Annotated in this window: 16 protein-coding genes and 1 pseudogene; 12 read left to right on the top strand and 5 right to left on the bottom strand. The window is 71.5% G+C overall.

The features are described 5' to 3' along the window. Positions 1-61: 61 nt before the first annotated feature. The 3 genes from ACH5AO_RS00085 (at position 62) to ACH5AO_RS00075 (ending at position 4,907) form a co-directional block, all read left to right on the top strand. On the top strand, positions 62-1,525 hold the full coding sequence (locus ACH5AO_RS00085) for an aminotransferase class I/II-fold pyridoxal phosphate-dependent enzyme (protein WP_398920120.1): 1,464 nt from the start codon (positions 62-64) through the stop codon (positions 1,523-1,525). A 398-nt stretch (positions 1,526-1,923) separates the two neighbouring features. Then, complete coding sequence (locus ACH5AO_RS00080) at positions 1,924-4,419, top strand: molybdopterin oxidoreductase family protein (protein WP_398920118.1); 2,496 nt, start codon at positions 1,924-1,926, stop codon at positions 4,417-4,419. Next, the gene (locus tag ACH5AO_RS00075) at positions 4,416-4,907 is read left to right on the top strand and encodes a hypothetical protein (RefSeq protein ID WP_398920117.1); all 492 of its coding nucleotides are present in this window, start codon (positions 4,416-4,418) and stop codon (positions 4,905-4,907) included. Before ACH5AO_RS00080 ends, ACH5AO_RS00075 begins: the two co-directional genes overlap by 4 nt. Before the next feature lie 106 nt (positions 4,908-5,013). On the opposite strand, the gene ACH5AO_RS00070 is transcribed toward ACH5AO_RS00075, so the two are convergent. From ACH5AO_RS00070 to ACH5AO_RS00060, 3 genes and pseudogenes are all read right to left on the bottom strand, one after another. Beyond that, the gene (locus ACH5AO_RS00070; protein ID WP_398920115.1) at positions 5,014-5,889 is read right to left on the bottom strand and encodes a glycosyltransferase family 2 protein; all 876 of its coding nucleotides are present in this window, start codon (positions 5,887-5,889) and stop codon (positions 5,014-5,016) included. Next, on the bottom strand, positions 5,886-6,752 hold the full coding sequence (locus ACH5AO_RS00065) for a glycosyltransferase family 2 protein (RefSeq protein ID WP_398920113.1): 867 nt from the start codon (positions 6,750-6,752) through the stop codon (positions 5,886-5,888). Before ACH5AO_RS00065 ends, ACH5AO_RS00070 begins: the two co-directional genes overlap by 4 nt. After that, positions 6,749-7,441 (bottom strand): annotated as a pseudogene (locus ACH5AO_RS00060) (glycosyltransferase family 9 protein); the annotation flags it as partial. The gene ACH5AO_RS00065 and the pseudogene ACH5AO_RS00060, both read right to left, overlap by 4 nt. 361 nt (positions 7,442-7,802) lie before the next feature. Between ACH5AO_RS00060 and ACH5AO_RS00055 the strand changes: the two are divergent. From ACH5AO_RS00055 to ACH5AO_RS00045, 3 genes are all read left to right on the top strand, one after another. Further along, positions 7,803-7,997, top strand: coding sequence for a DUF2795 domain-containing protein (locus ACH5AO_RS00055; protein ID WP_398920111.1), 195 nt, complete (start codon positions 7,803-7,805; stop codon positions 7,995-7,997). A gap of 231 nt (positions 7,998-8,228) precedes the next feature. Next, positions 8,229-9,380, top strand: a complete 1,152-nt coding sequence (locus ACH5AO_RS00050; protein ID WP_398920109.1) for a Vms1/Ankzf1 family peptidyl-tRNA hydrolase — start codon at positions 8,229-8,231, stop codon at positions 9,378-9,380. A gap of 34 nt (positions 9,381-9,414) precedes the next feature. Continuing rightward, positions 9,415-9,825: a DUF2795 domain-containing protein gene (locus tag ACH5AO_RS00045; RefSeq protein WP_398920107.1), complete on the top strand. Its 411-nt coding sequence runs from the start codon at positions 9,415-9,417 to the stop codon at positions 9,823-9,825. 399 nt (positions 9,826-10,224) lie between these two features. On the opposite strand, the gene ACH5AO_RS00040 is transcribed toward ACH5AO_RS00045, so the two are convergent. Both ACH5AO_RS00040 and ACH5AO_RS00035 read right to left on the bottom strand, forming a co-directional pair. Then, the gene (locus ACH5AO_RS00040; protein ID WP_398920105.1) at positions 10,225-10,398 is read right to left on the bottom strand and encodes a hypothetical protein; all 174 of its coding nucleotides are present in this window, start codon (positions 10,396-10,398) and stop codon (positions 10,225-10,227) included. A gap of 50 nt (positions 10,399-10,448) precedes the next feature. Continuing rightward, positions 10,449-10,682: a DUF5133 domain-containing protein gene (locus tag ACH5AO_RS00035; RefSeq protein ID WP_398920103.1), complete on the bottom strand. Its 234-nt coding sequence runs from the start codon at positions 10,680-10,682 to the stop codon at positions 10,449-10,451. Positions 10,683-11,552: 870 nt separating this feature from the next. Between ACH5AO_RS00035 and ACH5AO_RS00030 the strand changes: the two genes are divergently transcribed. The 6 genes from ACH5AO_RS00030 (at position 11,553) to ACH5AO_RS00005 (ending at position 17,747) form a co-directional block, all read left to right on the top strand. Then, positions 11,553-12,734 carry a PP2C family protein-serine/threonine phosphatase gene (locus ACH5AO_RS00030; RefSeq protein WP_398921055.1) on the top strand — a complete coding sequence of 394 codons (1,182 nt, stop codon included), beginning with the start codon at positions 11,553-11,555 and terminating at the stop codon, positions 12,732-12,734. Positions 12,735-12,829: 95 nt separating this feature from the next. Continuing rightward, complete coding sequence (locus ACH5AO_RS00025) at positions 12,830-13,048, top strand: hypothetical protein (RefSeq protein WP_398920101.1); 219 nt, start codon at positions 12,830-12,832, stop codon at positions 13,046-13,048. A gap of 107 nt (positions 13,049-13,155) precedes the next feature. Continuing rightward, positions 13,156-14,481, top strand: a complete 1,326-nt coding sequence (locus ACH5AO_RS00020) for a zinc-dependent alcohol dehydrogenase (RefSeq protein ID WP_398920099.1) — start codon at positions 13,156-13,158, stop codon at positions 14,479-14,481. After that, positions 14,478-14,639 (top strand): hypothetical protein, encoded by a 162-nt coding sequence (locus ACH5AO_RS00015; protein ID WP_383614151.1) that lies wholly within the window; start codon positions 14,478-14,480, stop codon positions 14,637-14,639. Before ACH5AO_RS00020 ends, ACH5AO_RS00015 begins: the two co-directional genes overlap by 4 nt. 405 nt (positions 14,640-15,044) lie before the next feature. Continuing rightward, the gene (locus ACH5AO_RS00010) at positions 15,045-16,202 is read left to right on the top strand and encodes a polysaccharide pyruvyl transferase family protein (RefSeq protein ID WP_398920097.1); all 1,158 of its coding nucleotides are present in this window, start codon (positions 15,045-15,047) and stop codon (positions 16,200-16,202) included. Positions 16,203-16,940: 738 nt separating this feature from the next. Further along, complete coding sequence (locus ACH5AO_RS00005) at positions 16,941-17,747, top strand: SDR family NAD(P)-dependent oxidoreductase (protein WP_383614157.1); 807 nt, start codon at positions 16,941-16,943, stop codon at positions 17,745-17,747. Positions 17,748-18,529 lie beyond the last annotated feature (782 nt).

Here is an 18,529-nt window from a genome sequence, read left to right as displayed (position 1 = left end):
ACGCGGAGCGACGTCGCCGTGCCGAAAACGGCCGGGTGGAGGACGACCGCTGGGAGGAACGATGGATCACTCGCGGGTACCGGTGCTGGAGGCGCTCGAGGAGTTCCGGCGGCGCGGGGACGTGGTCTTCGGCCCGCCGGGGCACAAGCAGGGCCGAGGCGTGGACCCGCGGGTGGCGGACATCGTCGGGCTCGACGTGTTCCGGTCGGACGTACTGTCCCTCAACGGACTGGACGACCGCCGTCAGTCCCAGGGCGTGCTCGGTCAGGCCCAGGAACTGATGGCCGACGCGGTGGGGGCCGAACAGGCGTTCTTCTCCACCTGTGGCAGCTCCCTGTCGGTCAAGACCGCCATGCTGGCCGTGGCCGGTCCCGGCGAGAAGCTGCTGCTGTCCCGCAACGCGCACAAGTCGGTGATCGCGGCCGTCGTCGTCAACGGTGTGGAGCCGATCTGGGTGCACCCGAAGTTCGACGCCGAACGGCACCTGGCGCACCCGCCGGAGCCCGAGGACGTCCGGCGCCGCCTTGAGGAGCACCCGGACGCCAAGGGCATGCTGCTGATCACTCCCACCGACTGGGGCACCTGTGCGGACGTGGCGGGCGTGGCCCGGGTCTGCCACGAGTTCGACGTCCCGCTGATCGTCGACGAGGCGTGGGGGGCCCACCTTCCGTTCCATCCCGGGCTGCCGGCCTGGGGCATGGACGCCGAGGCCGACCTGGTGGTCACCAGCGTCCACAAGATGGGCGGGGCCATCGAGCAGAGCTCCGTCTTCCACCTCCAGTACGACCGGGTGTCGCCGGAGGCCCTCAAACAGCGGGAGGACCTGCTGGGCACCACCAGCGCCTCCTCCCTGGTCTACGCGACCCTCGACGGCTGGCGCCGTCAGATGGTCGAACACGGACACGATCTCCTGGACGCCGCGCTGCGCCGTGCGGAGCGCATCCGGTCGGCCGCCGGCGATCTGCCCGGCCTGCGGCCCATGGGCGGGGAGGTCGTCCAGGAGGGGTTCGCCGCCGCGTTCGACCCGCTGAAGATGGTGATCGACGTACGGGAGCTGGGCATCAGCGGCATGCAGGCGGCCGAGTGGCTGCGGGCGAACCGGCGGGTGGACGTCGGCGGCTCCGACACCTGCCGGATCAGCGCGTCCATCACGCACGCCGACGACGACGAGACCGAGAAGGTCCTGCTGGACGCCCTGCGCGCGCTCGTCGAGGGCGCCGACTCCATCGAGAAGCGGCCGCCGGTGCGCCTGCCCGAGCCCTCGTCCCTGGAACTGGAGCAGGCGATGCTGCCGCGGGAGGCGTTCTTCGCCCCGGTGGAGCACGTGCCCGCCGAGCGCGCGGCGGGACGGATCGCCGCGGAGACGATCAGCCCGTACCCGCCGGGGGTGCCTGTCGTCGCTCCCGGTGAAGTCATCACCGACGAGGTACTGGACTACCTGCGCAGTGGCGTCGAGCACGGGGTCCTGATCCCGGACGCGGCCGACCCTTCGGTCAGGACGCTCCGTGTGGTGGCGCGGGACTGACGACGGTTGATCGAAGACGTGCTCGGACAACCGGGTCCGAGGTTCCGGGTTCGCCGCTCCCTGGTCGCGGATGACACTGACCGTGACGTCCGCAACTCACCGCGTCCAGAGGCAGACTGATGCGCTGATGCCCGTGGCACTGCCCGGTACCGCGGAGGCGCAGACACCATGTCACCGGAGCAGGCGACGCCGCGACTCGCTAGGGCGACACTCGACATCTCGGCCGGCAGGTGACAGGAAGGTCGCCCCGCGATGGCTCCGGTCGGCGGCCGACGCTCCTCCGGTTGCAGCCGGAGGGAATGTCGAGAGCCCCGTGGTGCGGCGTTACACACGGGTGGTGCCGGGTACCGATGACGCGGCTGGAGGGCCGGTACCGGATGCGATGGAGGAGCTGGGGCATGGACGTTTCGGTGGACCGTATCGCGCAACCGTGGGGCAGTCGTACTCCGTACGGGCGGCACGAGGCGTGGCCGGCGCGGGTGGACACCCGGCTTGCGGAGGGCGTCACACCGGACGACGTGCAGCAGTGGGTGCGGGCCGCCTCGATCCTGCACTCCGACGGTGACGCGATGGACATCGCGGTCATGGACGGCCGCATGGTGGGCGTCCGGGGCCGCGCGCAGGACCGGGTGAACCACGGCCGTCTCGGGCCGAAGGACCTCTTCGGCTGGCAGGCCAACGCCTCCGCGGACCGGCTGCGTCGGCCCCTCGTCCGCCAGGACGGCCGTCTGGTCGAGACCGACTGGGCGACCGCGATGGACAGGATCGTGTCCCGGTCCCGGTCACTTCTGGGGGAGAGGGGTCCCGGCTCGATCGGTTTCTACACGTCCGGCCAGCTGTTCCTCGAGGAGTACTACACACTGGCGGTGCTGGCCCGGGCGGGGATTGGGACGAACCACCTGGACGGCAACACCAGGTTGTGCACCTCGACGGCCGCGGAGGCGCTCAAGGAGTCCTTCGGCTGCGACGGCCAGCCCGGCAGCTACGACGACATCGACCACGCGGACGTCATCGCCCTCTTCGGGCACAATCTGGCCGAGACGCAGCCGGTGCAGTGGATGCGCATCCTCGACCGGCTCGAAGGAGGCGACCCGCCCCGCCTGGTCTGTGTGGATCCCCGGCCGACGCAGGTGGCACGCAGGGCCGCCGTGCACCTGGCCCCGCGCATCGGGACGAACGTGGCGCTGCTCAACGCGCTGCTGCACGAGATCATCCGCACCGGCCGGGTCGACCACGACTACGTCGCGGCCCACACCGTCGGTTTCGAGGAGCTGGAGGCCCGGGTCGAGGAGTGCACACCCGCGTGGGCCGCCGAGATCTGTGACGTGCCGGCCGCGCGCATCGAGGAGGCGGCGGAGATCCTCGGTTCGGCCGACCGTCTGCTGTCGACGGTGCTGCAGGGCGTCTACCAGTCCCACCAGGCCACCGCCGCCGCCGTGCAGGTCAACAACATCCATCTGCTCCTCGGGATGCTGGGCCGACCGGGAGCGGGCATCCTGCAGATGAACGGGCAGCCCACCGCCCAGAACACCCGGGAGTGCGGCGCCAACGGTGACCTGCCGGGCTTCCGGAACTGGCAGAACGACCAGCACGTGGCGGACCTGGCGAAGGTGTGGAACGTCGAACCGGAGCAGATCCCGCACTACGCGCCGCCCACCCACGCGATGCAGATGTTCCGCTACGCCGAGCAGGGCTCGATCCGCATGCTGTGGATCAGTGGCACCAACCCCGCCGTCTCCCTGCCGGAGCTGTCCCGCATCCGCTCGATCCTGTCCCAGGAACGGCTGTTCGTCGTGGTGCAGGACCTGTTCCTGACCGAGACCGCCCAACTGGCCGACGTGGTGCTGCCCGCCGCGACGTGGGGTGAGAAGACCGGCACGTTCACCAACGCCGACCGCACCGTGCACCTGTCCGAGAAGGCCGTCGACCCGCCGGGCGAGGCGAAGCCGGACCTGGACATCTTCCTCGACTACGCCGCCCGCATGGACTTCCGCGACAAGGACGGCGGCCCGTTGGTCCACTGGCACGATCCCGAGTCGGCCTTCGAGGCGTGGAAGCGGTGCAGCGCGGGCCGGCCATGTGACTACACCGGTCTCACCTACGACAAGCTGCGCGGCCCTTCCGGTATCCAGTGGCCGTGCAACGAGCACGCCCCGCAGGGAACGGAACGCCTCTACACCGACGGCATCGCCTGGGCCCACCCCGACGTGTGCGAGACCTACGGCAAGGACCTCGTCACCGGCGCCTCGGACAGCGTGGTGGAGTACCGCTCCCTCAACCCGGACGGCAAGGCCATGATCAAAGCGGCGGCCTACCTGCCGCTCCACCAGATGCCCGACGAGGAGCATCCGTTCCAGCTGACCACCGGCCGGACGATCTACCACTTCCACACCCGGACCAAGACCGGGCGCGCCCCGCAGCTGAACGCCGCCGCGCCTGACGTCTGGGTGGAGGTGTCCGTGGCCGACGCGGCCGGGCGGAGTCTGAACGAGGGCGACCTGGTGGAGGTCTCCACGCCGCGCGGCTCTCTGCGGGGACGGGTCCGTGTCACGGACATCCGGCCGGGACTGCTGTTCGTGCCGTTCCACTACGGCTACTGGGACACCCCGGCCGGCCACGGTCCGGACGAGAACACACCCGGGCGCGCCGCCAACGAGACGACCATCACCGACTGGGATCCGGCCTCCAAGCAGCCGCTGTTCAAGACCGCCGCTGCGGCCCTCACCCTCGTCGAACGCGGCGACGGCCGGGCCGCCCCCGCGCCGACCACCACCGCCTCCGCACCGTCCGGGACCGGCAAGGCCGGCGTCCCCCCGACGCAGGGCGGCCCCACCGCGCAGGTCACACAGTCCGACGAGGCCACGTGGCACGGCCGTGAGGAGGGCACCCGGTGAACGGCGTCACCCTGGTCCTGCGCGCGCTGCACCACGGCGAGAAGCACCTCGCCGAGCACCTGACCGCGGTGGCGGAGCGCCACCGCACCGAGCACGAGATCCACCACGTCGCCACCGACCTGGCCCTCTGGTCCCGTGAACACGTCCAACGACTGGCCGACACGGGCCGCCACTACGGCCTGAACCTCGACGAGGCTCCCGACACATCCGACCTGGGCGTCCTGACGATGCTCCGGGAGAAGGCGGCTCAGGCCGTGGGACGCCGGCCCGAGCCCGGTCTGCTCCTGCTGCGCGATCTGCGTGACCTGCACCTGGGAGCCACCGAGAACTCGCTGTACTGGGAGATGCTCGCCCAGGCCGCCCAAGCCACCCGGGACAACCGGCTTCTCACCCTTGCCGCGCACTGCCACCCGCAGACCCTGCGGCAGACGCGCTGGACCAACACCATGATCAAGAACCTTGGCCCGCAGATCCTGACCAGCCTCTAGCGGCCGGCCGGGACACCGACGTCGACTCCACCCTGGTGCGTTCCATCGGCACGCTGCCGGGCTCCCGGGGGACCCGCCCCGTCGGGGTGGCCGCGCTCCCCGGACGTCAGCCCATGTAACGACGGGCGGACGAGCACCGCTGCGCCTCCTCCAGCACCCGCATCCGCGCCTCGACCTCCGCCGGCAGCACCCGGCGCTCGCGCAGCACCCACGGCCACGCGGCCGCGGCCTGCGCGAAGGCCCGCAGCGACACGGTGTCGCGCGGCACCGTACGGGCCAGGTGCAGAGTGCGGCGCAACGCGGGACCGGCCGGGCGGCGCAGCCAGGTGAACCACAGCGTGTTGCGGATGCCGTGCGCCCGGCGCAGCGTCGCGTCCCTCATCCGGGACGGCTGATGGTGGATCGTCAGGTGATCGGCGTACGTCAACCACCACCCCTGGGCGGCCAGGTCGACGGCGAGCAGCTCCTCCTCGCCGCCCAGCCACAGCCGGGGGTGGAAGCCGCCCGCGGCCCGGAAGGCGTCGGCGCGCAGCACGGTCGCGGCGGCCAGGAAGGAACCGAGCGCAGGGCCGGGCAGCCACTCGGGGCCGGGTACGGGCGAGTCGCGCAACTCCTCGACGATCGGGTCCTCCACGCCTTCGGGCTCGACCATGATGCGGGCCGTGACGGTGGCGAGCGCCGGATGCCGGTCGAGCAGGTCGGCCGCACCGGCCAGGGAGCCGGGCGCCCACCACGAGTCGTCGTCGCAGAACGCCACATAGGGCGTACGCACCTCGCGGACCGCGAGGTTGCGGCCGGGGCACAGCAGCCGTACCCACGCGTGGTGGCGGGCGACCGCGTCGGCTGTGCCGTCGGTGGAGGCGTTGCCCACGACGATCACCGGTGGCCGCTCGGGCAGTCCGGCCAGTCGTTCGAGGGTGCGCAGCAACTCGGTGCGGCGGTTGTGGGCGATGACGACGACGGTGGTGCGGGGGTCGGTCACGGGTGTGCTCCGTCCAGCGTGCGGGCGGCCCGCTCGACATGCGGGGGCAGGGGCGCGCGTGCGCGCAGGGCGGCCGGCAGACGTACGAGGGTCTCGCGCAGGGCCTGCCGGGCGGCCGGGTCGTGCGGGGCGTCCCGGGCCAGGGCACGGGTGCGGGTGAGGGCGTGCGGCAGGGGGCGGCGCAGCCAGGAGGTGAGGACCTCGTTGCGGAGCATCCTGGCGGGGCGGCCGGTGCGGGGAGCCGGGTCCGGGTGGTGGTGGGCGATCACGTCCGTGCAGTGGGTGACGCCCCAGCCGCGTGCGGCGAGGTCGTAGGCGAGCAGGGTCTCCTCGCCGCCGAAGAACAGCAGCGGGTGGAAGCCGCCCGCTTCGAGGTACGCCTCACGGCGGACCACACAGGCGCAGGCGAGGAAGCCGAGGACCTGCGTGCCGGGCAGGTCCTTTGCCAGGCCGAGCGGGGAGGTGGCGAGGACGTCGTTGAGCGGGTCGGGTTCTTCGGCGGGGCCGACCAGGGTGCGGGCGGAGACCAGGCCGAGCCGCGGGTGGGTGTCCATCAGCCCGGCCGCCCGGCCGAGGGCTCCGGGGGCCCACCAGGAGTCGTCGTCGCTGAACGCCACGTAGGGGGTGTCGAGGGCGCGGGCGCCGTGGTTGCGGGCGAGGGCGCCGTGGTTGACGGGCAGCGCCAGTACGCGGACCTCGGGGAAGTCGCGGGCGAGCATGGCGCGGGTGCCATCGGTGGAGGCGTTGTCGACGACGAGGATCTCGGGCCGCTCGGGCAGGACGAGTAGGCGGCGCAGGGTGCGGGCCAGTCTCTCCGAGCGGTCGCGGGTGGCGATGACGACGCCCGTGGGTGTGTGGCTCATGACGTGTGAAGGAGGAGATTCAGGGCGTCCAGCACGTGCTCGCAATCGATCCGCAGCAGTGCCGGGTCGGTGCGGCGGCCGTGCGGGTCACCCTGCGGGCCGGGGTGCCACAGCACCTGGTGGCGCGGGTGCGCGGGCGGGCCCCAACGGCTGGGCGGGACGGGGCCGAAGAGGGTGACGGTGGGGACGGCGTGGGCGGCCGCGAGGTGGGCGATGCCGGTGTCGCCGCTGACGACGGCGCGGGCGCCGGCGACCAGGGCGGAGAGCCGGTCGAACGGAAGGCCGCCGCCGAGGACGTCGGTGTCGGGCAGGCCGGCCTGCTTGGCGAGCCGCGCCATCAGGTCGTCCTCGCCCGCACCGCCGGTGACCACGACCCGGTGGCCGCGCCGGCGCAGGGCGGTGGCGACGGTCGCGTAGCGGTCGACGGGCCAGCATCGGGAGGGGGCGCCGGCGCCGGGGCGCAGCACGACCGCCCCCGGGGCGGGGGAGAGGCCCGCGGGGCGGGGCAGCAGCAGGTCGGCGGGGTCGGCAGGGACGCCGTAGAACTCCAGGAAGCGGCACCAGCGGTCCCGCTCGTGTTCCTCGGCCCGCCACGGAGGTCCGTCGATCTCCGGGGTTTCCGGGTGGGCGAAGGCGAACAGGCGCCGCGAGGACAGTGTCTGGAGGGCCCTGCGCCAGGGGTGTCCGCTCACGGGTCCCTCCTCGCTCTCGCGTCGACTCGGATGTCGGTGTGAGTAGCCGGATCGGGTTGCCGCATGCGTGCAGTCGTGCCCGCTTGGTGACCGCGCGTCGCTTCGGTGGCCCCTGAGTGATCACACGAGGTCCGTAGCGTGCGACCGGCCGACACGATTCCGCGCGCATCCGGGCGGACCGAGGCCTCCACGGAACCGGAGTCGGCCCCTGCCGCAGGCGGTGTCGCCCACTTCGTCGAGGCACCGGGACGCACGGGCCGACATGCGCCGCCCCCTCTGCTGTGGCCACGATGTACCTGCCGGCGACCCGGTACGACGGGTCCCGCCGGAGGACCGTCAGGACAGCGAGGAGACCGCCATGGCGAGCATCAGCCCGATCGACCTGCAGAAGGCGCTCAAGGGCGCCGAGTACCCTGCCAGCCGTGACGACCTGGTCACGCTGGCCAAGGACAACGGTGCGGACGACACCCTCGTCGAGAAGCTCGCCGATGCCCCCGCGGACGAGTTCGACGGCCCGAACGACGTCCAGAAGGCCGTGTTCGGGAACGAATAGCCCGGACGGCTGTCGAGGACGCCGGTGTCGGGTCGCCGACTCCCTCGAAGGATGTCATGGGGACCGGTGGGCCGGCGCAGCCGGGCGGAGAAACCGTCCGCCGCTCCGAGGGCACCGACGGCGCTCCGGCCGCAGCCGGACCACGCGGAATGAGCCCCGCGTGCCGGGTTCGTCGTGTGTCTCTCGCCCTGCTTCGGGCACCCGGTCCGGCAACGGCCCGAAGGAGGAAAAGTGCAGCTGTCTTTCCTGCAACCGCTCTTCGACCGCCCGGGCCCGTGGGCCACCGTGTACTTCGACCCCGCCCAGAACGACGAGTCGGGTGCCAAGCGGCGTGAGCTGTCCGTACGCGAAGCGTGCCGGACGCTCGAGGAGGAGGGTGCCGACGCCGCGACCACGGAAGCGGTACGCGACGCCCTCCTGCGGATCGGACCCGCGGAGGACCCGGCCGGCCGAGTGCTCTTCGCGGCCGGGGGTGAGGTGGTGCTCAGCCACCGGCTCTCCCGCCCGCCGCAGCGGCCGATCGCCTGTTGGGCCCCGCTGCCCCGGCTGACGCCGCTGCTGGAACTGGCGGGTCAGGACCCGGTCTGCCTCGTGGCGTACATCGACCGGACGGGTGCCGACTTCGAGCTGCGCGGGGCGGCCGGTCCGCGGTCCGCGGGGCAGGTCGAGGGGGAGCGACACCCCGTGCACCGCACGGCTTCGTCCGACTGGTCCGAGCGGCACTTCCAGCTCAAGGTCGAGAACACCTGGGAGCGCAACGCCGCCGAGATCGCCGAAGTGCTGAGTGCGGCCTACGAGGAATCCGGTGCCGACCTGGTCGTCCTGGCCGGTGACCCCCGCGAGCGGCCGGCCGTGCACGAGAGGCTCCCCGAAGCGGTCCGCCGGGTCACGACGGAGACCGAGCACGGCGGTCGCGCCGCCGGGTCCGCCTCCCCCGCGCTGGAGGAGGCCATCGAGCAGGCCCGGCGGCGGTACACGCGTCACCGTGTCGAGGAGGCGCTCGACCGCTTCCGCGCCGGCCGTGCGGGCACCGACCGGCCCACGGAGGCGGTGGAAGGCATCCCGGCGCTGGTGGAAGCGGCTCGGGAACACCGCATCGACACGCTGCTCGTCCGGCCCGACGGACCGGAGCTGGACCGTGAGACATGGGTGGGCGCCCGGCCCGAACAGGTCGCGGCGCGCCGGAGTGACGCCCGGACGCTGGGGGAGAGCGAGCCGACGGCGGTACGCGCGGACGACGCGTTGCTGCGCGCAGCCGCCGTCACCGCCGCCGACGTACTGGTCGTCCCCCCGGCGGACGAGGACGGCACGGACGCCACGGACATTCCGACGGGCGGCCTGGGCGCCCTTCTGCGCTGGACCTACGAGACGACTCCGGCGTGACGGCGACACAGGCGAAAAAGCGAGGTGTGGAGACATGACGGAACGAGGCAGCAACCCGATCAGTCCGCGTACCGACGACGAGATGAAGCACGAGCTGGAAGGACACCTGCGCTCCGGCCGGCCGACCCACGTGGAGGAAGCGAGCGACCCGGAGCCGCCGGCGGACGACGACATCCGGGTGGACCCGGGCGGACCGGTTCCCCCTCCAGGCGAGGAACGCGACCGGGCGCGCGCCGAGGCGGAGGCGGACTCCCTGCGCCTCGAACTGGCACGCCACCTGGACCGCACGGCCTTCCCCGCCGACCGGCGGTCGGTGCTGGAGGCCCTGGAAGCACACCACGCACCGGACCCGGTGCTGGAGGCGGCGCGGCGCCTGCCGGAGGACGGCACGTACACCAACGTGACCGAGATCGTCGAGGCGCTCGGCCACCGACCGACACGGTGACGACGAGAAGTCGGCGGACGGCTCCCGCGCGGCCCGGATCACGCACGGGAGGTGAGACGCCGAGAAAGAAGTGGTACAGCCCGGCCCCCGCGGTGCCGACGGTACCCGGCACCGCGCATTCGTACGGCACACGGTCCGAGCGGCGCGATCACGTCACCGAGGACGTCACTCGCTTCGAGCGGGAGCTGGACACATGGTGGCGTGCGTTCTCGTGCCAAGAAGCCGGAGCAGTCGGCGAAGAGCCGGTGCGAGCATGGCGCCGAGCCGCACGCCGTGGCATGACCACTTATGGACACGGCTACCAGCCATCGCCTGCCCGCGTCGATACGCCTGATGTCGGGCCAAGAGCTGTGCGTCCGCCACTGCGGGCGATGCCCCACCTGCCCCGGGCAGCCGACTCTACTTCTCGTTGTCCTCCACGTTGCCGCCCACGCTCGAAGAGCCGAAGTCCAGAACCTCGGCGACCTCGCGTCGGGTCTGTTCCGCGGTGAGTGCGGCCACCGCGATGACGTCGCCGCGCTCGACTATCAAGCGGTCGTAGATCGGCGCAGCAGCTCTGTCAGTGGCATCCACGTCTTCGTCCGTTCTGTTCGGTATGTGGGCATGAGTGTGAGCGGGGAGGGTCAGCTGTCACTCAGGACGGAATCGTCCTGGAGGCGGGCGCCGGGCAACTGGTGACGGGCCGCGATCAGGGCCGCGTCGATGTCACGGGTGCCGGTGGAGACACACAAGGTGTAGGCGACGTCCTCCATCCGCTGCCGCACGCGTGCGCTGTCCGCCCCGGAGGCATTCAAGGCCGTCAGGGCTTCATACTGCTCGATCAGGTCCCGCAGCACTGCGGGGTGAGCCATCAACATCAGGGATTCTCCTTCCGCGCTGCCACGGACCCAGGGGAGGTCGTCCGCTCGGTTACCCGGTTCTCCGCCCCGCACGCCCCACAGCCACCATGGAGCCGGTGACGTCCCCAAGCGCCCTGTTCGTCCTGGGGCAGGAAGCCGTCGGCCCCGGATCTCTCCTCCTCGTCCCCCGGTGCCGACAGACCATCCTGGCCACCCGGCGCAGCGCCCCGCGGGGCGGCTCGATCCACAGCCCGTCCGCACCGGGTCCGCGCCACACAGCGGTGCGCGGTTCCCGAGTCGTCCCATCCCTCCGAGAGCTCGTACCGCAGGCGCCCGCTACTGATTCTCGTCGAGCGTTCGCGCCGCGCCCACTCCCTTACTGTGGCCTTGGTACCGGGGTCGGGCCGGGGTAAGGACCGCGCAACGGTCACGGCATCCCGTTGACCGGGGCTCAGGTGTGGAAGCCGGAGAGGCTCGGAAAGTTCACGTCCGCGTGCCGCAGGGGCGGCAAGCGGGCCGCGTTCTCGTCGCGTGCCGAGCGCGGACGACCGCCCCGCACGCATGGAATGCGTGCGGACTGCCGGTGCGGGTTGCGTGCAGTTGTCCGAGGAAGGGGGTAGACACCGCAGTAACCGAATGCCCGGCATATGCCGGGCGGGAGGGAAGCCGCCATGCCGATCGTCCGCCCCGCGCTGCCGGGACGACTGCAAGGGTGTGAGACACCGCCGGGACGTGTCCGTATGACCCGGACCGGCAGAGGCGAAAAGGATCCGCGCCGGATGTGCACATCCTCGTCCGCCTTGTGGCTGCCTGTCCGGGGTGCTCGCTCCCTGCCGGATGTCGGCCGTGGTTGACAGAGGTGTGGCAGCGCTGGCGTTGGTACGGCTGATGCAGACCAGCCACACCGCTACGCTCGAGCAGCTGCCGGACCTCATCGCCGAGCACGCTGCCGGCGCCGGGATGTACGACGCGGCCGTCTTCGTCGTCGACATCCGCGAGAGTGTGCTGCGTCGGCTCACGGGCAAGGGTCCGGATGCCGGGAACGACGGGCAGGAGTTCACCGTCCGGGGCAGCCTGCCGGGCCAGGCATATCAGCGCGTGGACCTGCTCACCGAGCCGACGACGGGCAACGCGCCGGGTGGCCGGCGACGCTGGTGGGTGGCGGTCACCGACGGCGTGGAGCGTCTGGGCGTGTTGCGGACCGATACCGACACCGACGACGAGCCGACCCGCCAAGCCGTGCGCGATCTGGCGTCGATGACGGCCCTGCTCCTGCTCAGCAAGCGGTCCTTCAGCGATTCCTACGCGCGCCTGGTGCGTACCGAGCCGATGAACGTGGCGGCGGAGATGCAGTGGAATCTCACTCCTCCGCCCGCCTACGCCGGACATGACGCCACGGTGGGCGCGGTGATGGAACCGGCCTACCAGGTCGGCGGGGATGCCTTCGACTACGCCGTGGCCGGCAGCGTGCTGCACCTGGGTGTCTTCGACGCCATGGGGCACGACACCACTGCCGGGATCACCGCGAACGTCGCTGTGGCAGCCTGCCGCCATGCCCGCCGCCACGGCGCGTCACTGGCGGAGATCGGTGAACTGGTGGAACAGACGCTGCTGGAGCAGTTCGGCGCCAGCCGCTACGTCACCGGCATTCTTGCCGACCTCGACATGGACACCGGGCGGCTGACCTGGGTCAACCGCGGTCATCATCTGCCGATCCTGATCCGCGGGAACCGGTGGACGACCGAGCTGGCCTGCCCGCCGACCGGCCCCATGGGCGCGGGCCTGGACCTGCCGGTGAGCGTGTGCACCGAGCAGCTGGAGCCCGGCGACCGCCTGTTGTTGTACACCGACGGTGTGATCGAGGCCCGCGATATCCGGGGCAGGCAGTTCGGTCGGGACCGGTTCGTCGACTTCATCCAACGTCACCACTCCGGCCGGCGTACCCTCCACGAAACCCTGCGCCGGCTGATGGCGGCCGTCATGGATCACCACGGCGGAAAACTCGACGACGACGCCACCGTCCTGCTCGTCGAATGGCGCGGTGGCCACCAGGACGAGTTGACTCCGTGAACCGCGGTCCTGCAGGACAGGAGCGTTCCGCGAGCACCGACCAACCTCATGCCCCTTACGGCCGGCAGGCCACCCTGAACGTGCATGTCCACCCCGTGACCGCCGACCGTCACCTTGTGACGGTCGCGGGTGATCTCGACCTGTACACCGCCCGCCGTCTCGCCGACGCCCTGCAGCCACTCCTGCAGCGTGAGGGCCAGGCGGTATTCGCGGGCCTGCCCGGTGTCACCTTCCTGGGCTCCACCAGGCTCACCCGTCTGATCGTCGCCGGTTGCGTAACGGTGCCGGATCAGACGTTCCGGTTTCGGGGTTGACCGAAGGGAAACTCCGGGAGGAAATCTGACGAACCAGGTGATGTCACCGTCGGCTCCGTACCTCGGATGGGTGGCGGGGTACCAGGGCGTACGAACGGAGGGTCCGTATGAAAGCTGTCGTGTGGCACGGGCTGGGGGACATACGTCTGGACGACGTGCCGGAGCCGAAGATCAAGGACCCGTACGACGCGGTCGTGCGGATCACGGCCTCTGCCATCTGCGGCACGGATTTGCACTTCGTCCGTGGCACCATGCCCGGCATGCGGGAGGGGCGGATTCTCGGTCACGAGGCCGTCGGCGTCGTGGAGGAGGTGGGGTCGGGAGTGCGTAACCTCCGGCCCGGGGACCGTGTGGTGGTGCCGTCGACCGTTGCGTGCGGGACGTGCAGCTACTGCCGTGCGGGCTACTACGCGCAGTGCGACAACGCCAATCCGCAGGGTTCCCGTGCGGGCACCGTGTTCTTCGGCGGCCCGGAGGCGGCGGGCGGGCTGGACGGGCTGCAGGCCGAGTACGCCCGCATTCCCTTCGCGCACGTCGGACTGGTCCCGCTGCCGGACACGGTCGACGACGCGCAGGCCATCCTTCTGTCCGACATCTACCCCACCGCGTGGTTCGGGGCGAGACTGGCCGAGATCGGTGACGGCGACACCGTGGCGATCGTAGGTGCCGGGCCGATCGGGCAGGCCGCCGTCGCCTGCGCCCGCCTGCGGGGCGCGGGACGGGTCATCGTCGTCGACGGCATGGCCGACCGGCTGGAGCTGGCCCGCGACCAACACGCTGAGACGGTGGACTTCAACGCCGAGGACCCGGTGCAAACCGTGCTGGAACTGACCGGTGGCATCGGTGCCGACCGGGTGATCGAGGCCGTGGGTGTGGACGCTCAGCGGCCCTCGGGGGGACCGGCCGCCGACGCGCTGCGCGAACAGGCCGGGCAGTTCGACCACGAACGGGACGAGGCCGCCCCCGAGCAGAATCCGGACGGGAGGACGTGGGTGCCGGGCGACGCCCCGACGCTGGCGGCGCGCTGGGCCGTGCAGATGGCGGCGAAGGCCGGCACGGTCGGCACCGTGGGGGTCTACCCTCCGCAGGTCCAGCACTATCCGTTCGGCGAGGCGTTCATGAAGAACCTCACGCTCAAACTGGGCAACTGCAACCACCGCCGGTACGTGCCCGAGCTGGTGTCGATGGTCGCGGCAGGCCGCCTGGACCCGACTCCGCTGATCACCCGCTGGGTGGGTACAGAGGACGCGGTCGACGCCTACCGCACCTTCGACCGGCGGGAAGCGGGCTGGACGAAGGTGGCGCTCGGCGTGGCCGGCGACGGCTCGGTCGCTCCTGGCTTGGGCGAGGCGGCCGGTACCGGCGCCGCCACCACCGCCGGCACGCAGGGACCGGTAGCGACGAATCAGGAAAGCGGAGGCGACCGGCCATGACGGCCGAAGCGGGCGAGAAGGCGCAGAAGACGGGAGACTTCTACTGCGCCGAGTGCAGCGAGAAGGTCCATGTGAAGCAGGGCGACAAGATCCCGTCCTGCCCCAACGGCCACAATGAGTTCCAGACCCGCAGGAACGAGCCGGGCAACAAGTCCTGAACGGAGTCGACCGGAGGCATACGGCTCCATTGGGAGTGGCCGTCTTGGGGGCGCGGCACATGCTCCGCGCCGCTGTGGAAGGAGACCTGCCACGCGGGTTGCCGCTCCGGTGCCATCCACGCCGATCAGGGGCGCAGCCCTTCTTCAGGGCCGGACCCGAGGTCCAGATACCGACCCCGTTCCGTGGATCCCCCGTCCATTCGTCACCTCGCCGCAGGGTGCCCCGCAGGTATGGATGGGGTGGCCGTAGCAGTAACACCCCCGTGTGGCTCCCTGTCCGCCTCCGCAGTCGTCCGGCGACGGCCACGCCCGGCAGCCACTCACATGTTCCGCCCCGTGCGCCTCGCGTTTCCGACAGGAGATCCGGATGACCGTCCGACCGTCCCACCGGGGCTGCGTATCGGAGTGCTCGGTTCGTACGGCGGCCTGAACACGGGTGACGAGGCGATCCTCACTTGTGTCCTCACCTGCCTGCGCGCCCGCCGCCCGCAGGCGCGGCTGGTCGTCCTCAGCCGCGACGCCGAGCACACCCGCGCGCACCAGCCGCTCGCGGACGAGGCACCGGCCCGGGAGGGCGTCGCGCACAGGAAGCTGCTCGAGACCCTCTCGGGCCTGGATCTGCTGGTGCTCGGCGGGGGCGGCATCCTCTACGACGGCGAGGCGCGCCGCTACCTGCGACTGGTCAGGGCGGCGCAGCTCGGCGGCGTTCGGACCTTCGCCTACGCGGTCGGCGCAGGGCCCCTGCGCGAGCCGGACGACCGGGAGGCGGTGCGGACGGTGCTGTCCGCCATGGACGAGGTCGTGGTGCGCGACGAGGAGTCACGGCTCGTCCTGGAGGAGGCCGGCCTCGAGCGGGACGTCACCGTCACCGCCGACCCGGCGCTGCTGCTGCCGCCGGAGCCGTTCACCGCGCAGATGATGGCCCAGGAGGGCGTCCCGGCCGGTGCCCGCCTGGTGGGGATGTCGGTGCGGGAGCCGGGCCGGGCGGCGGAGCACCTGAACGAGGGCGACTACCACGCGCTGCTCGCCGGCGTCGCCGACTTCCTGGCCCGGCGCCTCGACGCACGGGTGCTCTTCGTGCCGATGGAACGCCAGGACGTCCGGCACGCCCACGCCGTCCTGTCCAAGATGGCGGCGCCCGACCGGAGCCGGACTCTGAACGGCGCCTACAGCCCCGGACAGATCCTCGGACTGATGCGCCACCTGGACCTGGTCGTCGGCATGCGCCTGCACTTCCTGATCTTCGCGGCGCTCGCCGGCCTGCCGGTGCTGCCCCTGCCCTACGCCGGCAAGGTGTTCGACTTCGCCCGCCGACTGGGCGCACCCATGCTGGTCGGCGTGGCACGCGAACAGTCCGGGCTGCTGCTGGCGGAACTGGACCGGCTGTGGGACGAGTTCCCGCAGCGCCGTCCGGAGCTTCTCGCACGCGTCCGGGACCTGCAGGACCTCGCACGAGAGACCGGTGTCCGCTGCGGGGCCCTACTCGACGGCCTCCACAGCCACACCGGTGGAGCGCCGGACCCGGTACGAGTGCGACCGCTTCTGGCCGTGGACAAGACGTGAGAAGGACGGAGCAGCACCGCCGGGAACCGAGGCCGCGGCCTCCGCGATCCTGCACGGTGACTGCGACCGCGGTTTCATGATCAGGCAGAGAGCGAAGGACACGGTGGGGGAGGCGCTGTCGGGTAACCGGCACTGTGACGACCGGCCAGATATCACCGACGACAGTAGTCGGTTCGGTGGAGAGCGCCCGCAACAGGTCGCCGATCCGAGGGTCGGGCAGGGAATGGGCGGTGTCGGCCGGCCGACCGGGTCGTGCCCGTCGATCATCGGCAGGCGCCGTACCTCATGTGCGGCCCTCGTGCGCAGGATCTTCTGCGCGTCGTCGGCGCCGATGGTAACGGCATCGCCCTGGGCCGGTTCTCCGGCCGGACAACTGGCGGGGCCCTTGCCCGCGCCGAGGACCTTCACCACGGTGTCCCGGCCGGTCGGCATGTCCTTGAGCTTGTTGTCGGTGCCGCGGCCCGGCAGCGCACCGACCCCGAGGTCCTTCCTTACGGGCCGGGAACGGCACTGTCTCCTCGGCACCGACGCACTCGGCCCTGCCGCCATGATGTCCCGCGCCTGGGGCGAGGTCGCGGACCGGATGCGGCACGAGCCTTCCCACGCGACGCCCGACGACGGAGCGGCGTTCACTCTCCGCTCGTCCTGGGACGACGGGCGGCAGTGACCACCGCCGGTGCCGGTAACCCTTTCCCGCCGGCTGAGCTTGGCGATTCGCATGCGGGTTACCCGGTCGGCATGACCGACACACGGCCTCTCGCCCTGATCACCGGCGCCTCCGCCGGAATTGGATACGAACTGGCCCGGCAGTTCGCCGAGCACGGCTACGACCTCGTGGTCAACGCCGAGGACGAACGGCTGGACTCCGCCGCGCGCAGCCTGCGGGAGACGGGCGCGCGGGTACGTCCCGTACGCGCCGATCTGCGGACCCGCGAGGGCGTGGAGGAGTTGCTTGCCGCAGTCGACGGACTCACGGTCGACGTCGCCGCCCTCAACGCGGGGGTCGGCCGGGGCGGCGCCTTCGTGGACACCGACCCCGCCGACGACCAAGCCGTCATCGATCTGAACATCACCGCGACCGTCCGGCTGGCCAAGCCGCTGCTGCGCGCCATGCTGGCGCGCGGCGCGGGCAGGATCGCCTTCACCTCGTCCGTCGCCTCGATGATGCCCGGCCCCTTCCAGAGCGTCTACAACGCCTCGAAGTCGTTCGTGCAGTCCTTCGCCGAGGCGCTGGGCGAGGAGGCCCGGGACACCGGCGTGACGATCACGTCGTTCATGCCGGGCGCGACGGAGACGGACTTCTTCCGCAGGGCGGGGATGGCGGACGACACCCGGATGGGCACTTCGCGGAAGGACGATCCCGCACAGGTCGCCGAGCAGGCGTTCACGGCGATCGTGAAGGGCGAGAAGAAGGCCGTCACCGGGTCGCTGAAAGCCAAGGCGATGGGTGCGGCGGGGAAGGCGCTGCCGGACAGCGTCAAGGCGGCGGCGCATCGGAAACTGGCGGAACCGGGAACCGGCAAGGACGCCGGGCCCCAGGAATGAGAGGTGAGCGGGACGACGTGCCGAAAGCGTGGGCTCACCCCGCCACGGTTCGCTCGGCGAACGCCTCATGCCCCACCCTCCGTGAACCGGCCGCGCCCGGAGAACAGCAGGCCGTCCTTGACCCGGGTCACCGACTCACCCGGAGCGCCCGACCCTGTCATCGTCTCTCCGAGCTCGACGGTCGCTTGAGTCACAAGCCGCCGAACAATCCCCGCCGGGCGCCTGCGGCAGTCTGCCGAAGTCGGGCACGCCCTGTTCCTCGAGCACTGACTTCACGATGCGCCGACCGACCGCCCATACGGCTCCATACGCTCCTCTTCCTGCTGTTCGTCATGCGTGAAGAGATGATCCACCGTCAGGCGTCCGGAGGGGCACTCGCACGCGAGCGAGATCGGGCGGACGCGGCGACGACGCCGACTCAGGAGTGAAGGACCATGTGGGCGTCGCCGGTGTCCGCTCTCCTTTCGAGAGGGCGGCGCACCGGTGCGCCGCGAGTGATCACGCACCGTACACGCCGAGACGGCTGTGCATACGGCGAATACGCGGGACGACACCGGCCACGATCCCCATCGCCGCCGGCTCGTCCATAACAAGGACGGCGGACGCCGGCATGCAGGCGTGCACAAGTTCGCTGTTGCGCGTCGGACAGGACCGGCCCGCTGGTGCCGGGATCGTCATGCATCACGAGAATCAGCGCAACCCGCCGGCCTCCAGGCGGCGCACCTGAGGCGGACCGTGTCGCCCGTTGCTCCGGCATCCGGTCACGACGCCCTGCCCGCCTC

Origin of the sequence: Streptomyces sp. NPDC018964 (assembly GCF_044390325.1) — a bacterium.
Taxonomy (GTDB): Bacteria; Actinomycetota; Actinomycetes; order Streptomycetales; family Streptomycetaceae; genus Streptomyces.
The sequence above is the reverse complement of the archived record's forward strand: the minus strand, read 5'-3'. Positions and strand labels throughout refer to the sequence as shown.

Coding starts and splice junctions, on each gene's coding strand:
- ACH5AO_RS00045 (WP_398920107.1), top strand. CDS start 9,415: ATGACGGAACGAGGCAGCAACCCGATCAGTCCGCGTACCGACGACGAG.
- ACH5AO_RS00080 (WP_398920118.1), top strand. CDS start 1,924: ATGGACGTTTCGGTGGACCGTATCGCGCAACCGTGGGGCAGTCGTACT.
- ACH5AO_RS00085 (WP_398920120.1), top strand. CDS start 62: ATGGATCACTCGCGGGTACCGGTGCTGGAGGCGCTCGAGGAGTTCCGG.
- ACH5AO_RS00030 (WP_398921055.1), top strand. CDS start 11,553: ATGCAGACCAGCCACACCGCTACGCTCGAGCAGCTGCCGGACCTCATC.
- ACH5AO_RS00055 (WP_398920111.1), top strand. CDS start 7,803: ATGGCGAGCATCAGCCCGATCGACCTGCAGAAGGCGCTCAAGGGCGCC.
- ACH5AO_RS00005 (WP_383614157.1), top strand. CDS start 16,941: ATGACCGACACACGGCCTCTCGCCCTGATCACCGGCGCCTCCGCCGGA.
- ACH5AO_RS00065 (WP_398920113.1), bottom strand. CDS start 6,752: ATGAGCCACACACCCACGGGCGTCGTCATCGCCACCCGCGACCGCTCG.
- ACH5AO_RS00020 (WP_398920099.1), top strand. CDS start 13,156: ATGAAAGCTGTCGTGTGGCACGGGCTGGGGGACATACGTCTGGACGAC.
- ACH5AO_RS00035 (WP_398920103.1), bottom strand. CDS start 10,682: ATGTTGATGGCTCACCCCGCAGTGCTGCGGGACCTGATCGAGCAGTAT.
- ACH5AO_RS00015 (WP_383614151.1), top strand. CDS start 14,478: ATGACGGCCGAAGCGGGCGAGAAGGCGCAGAAGACGGGAGACTTCTAC.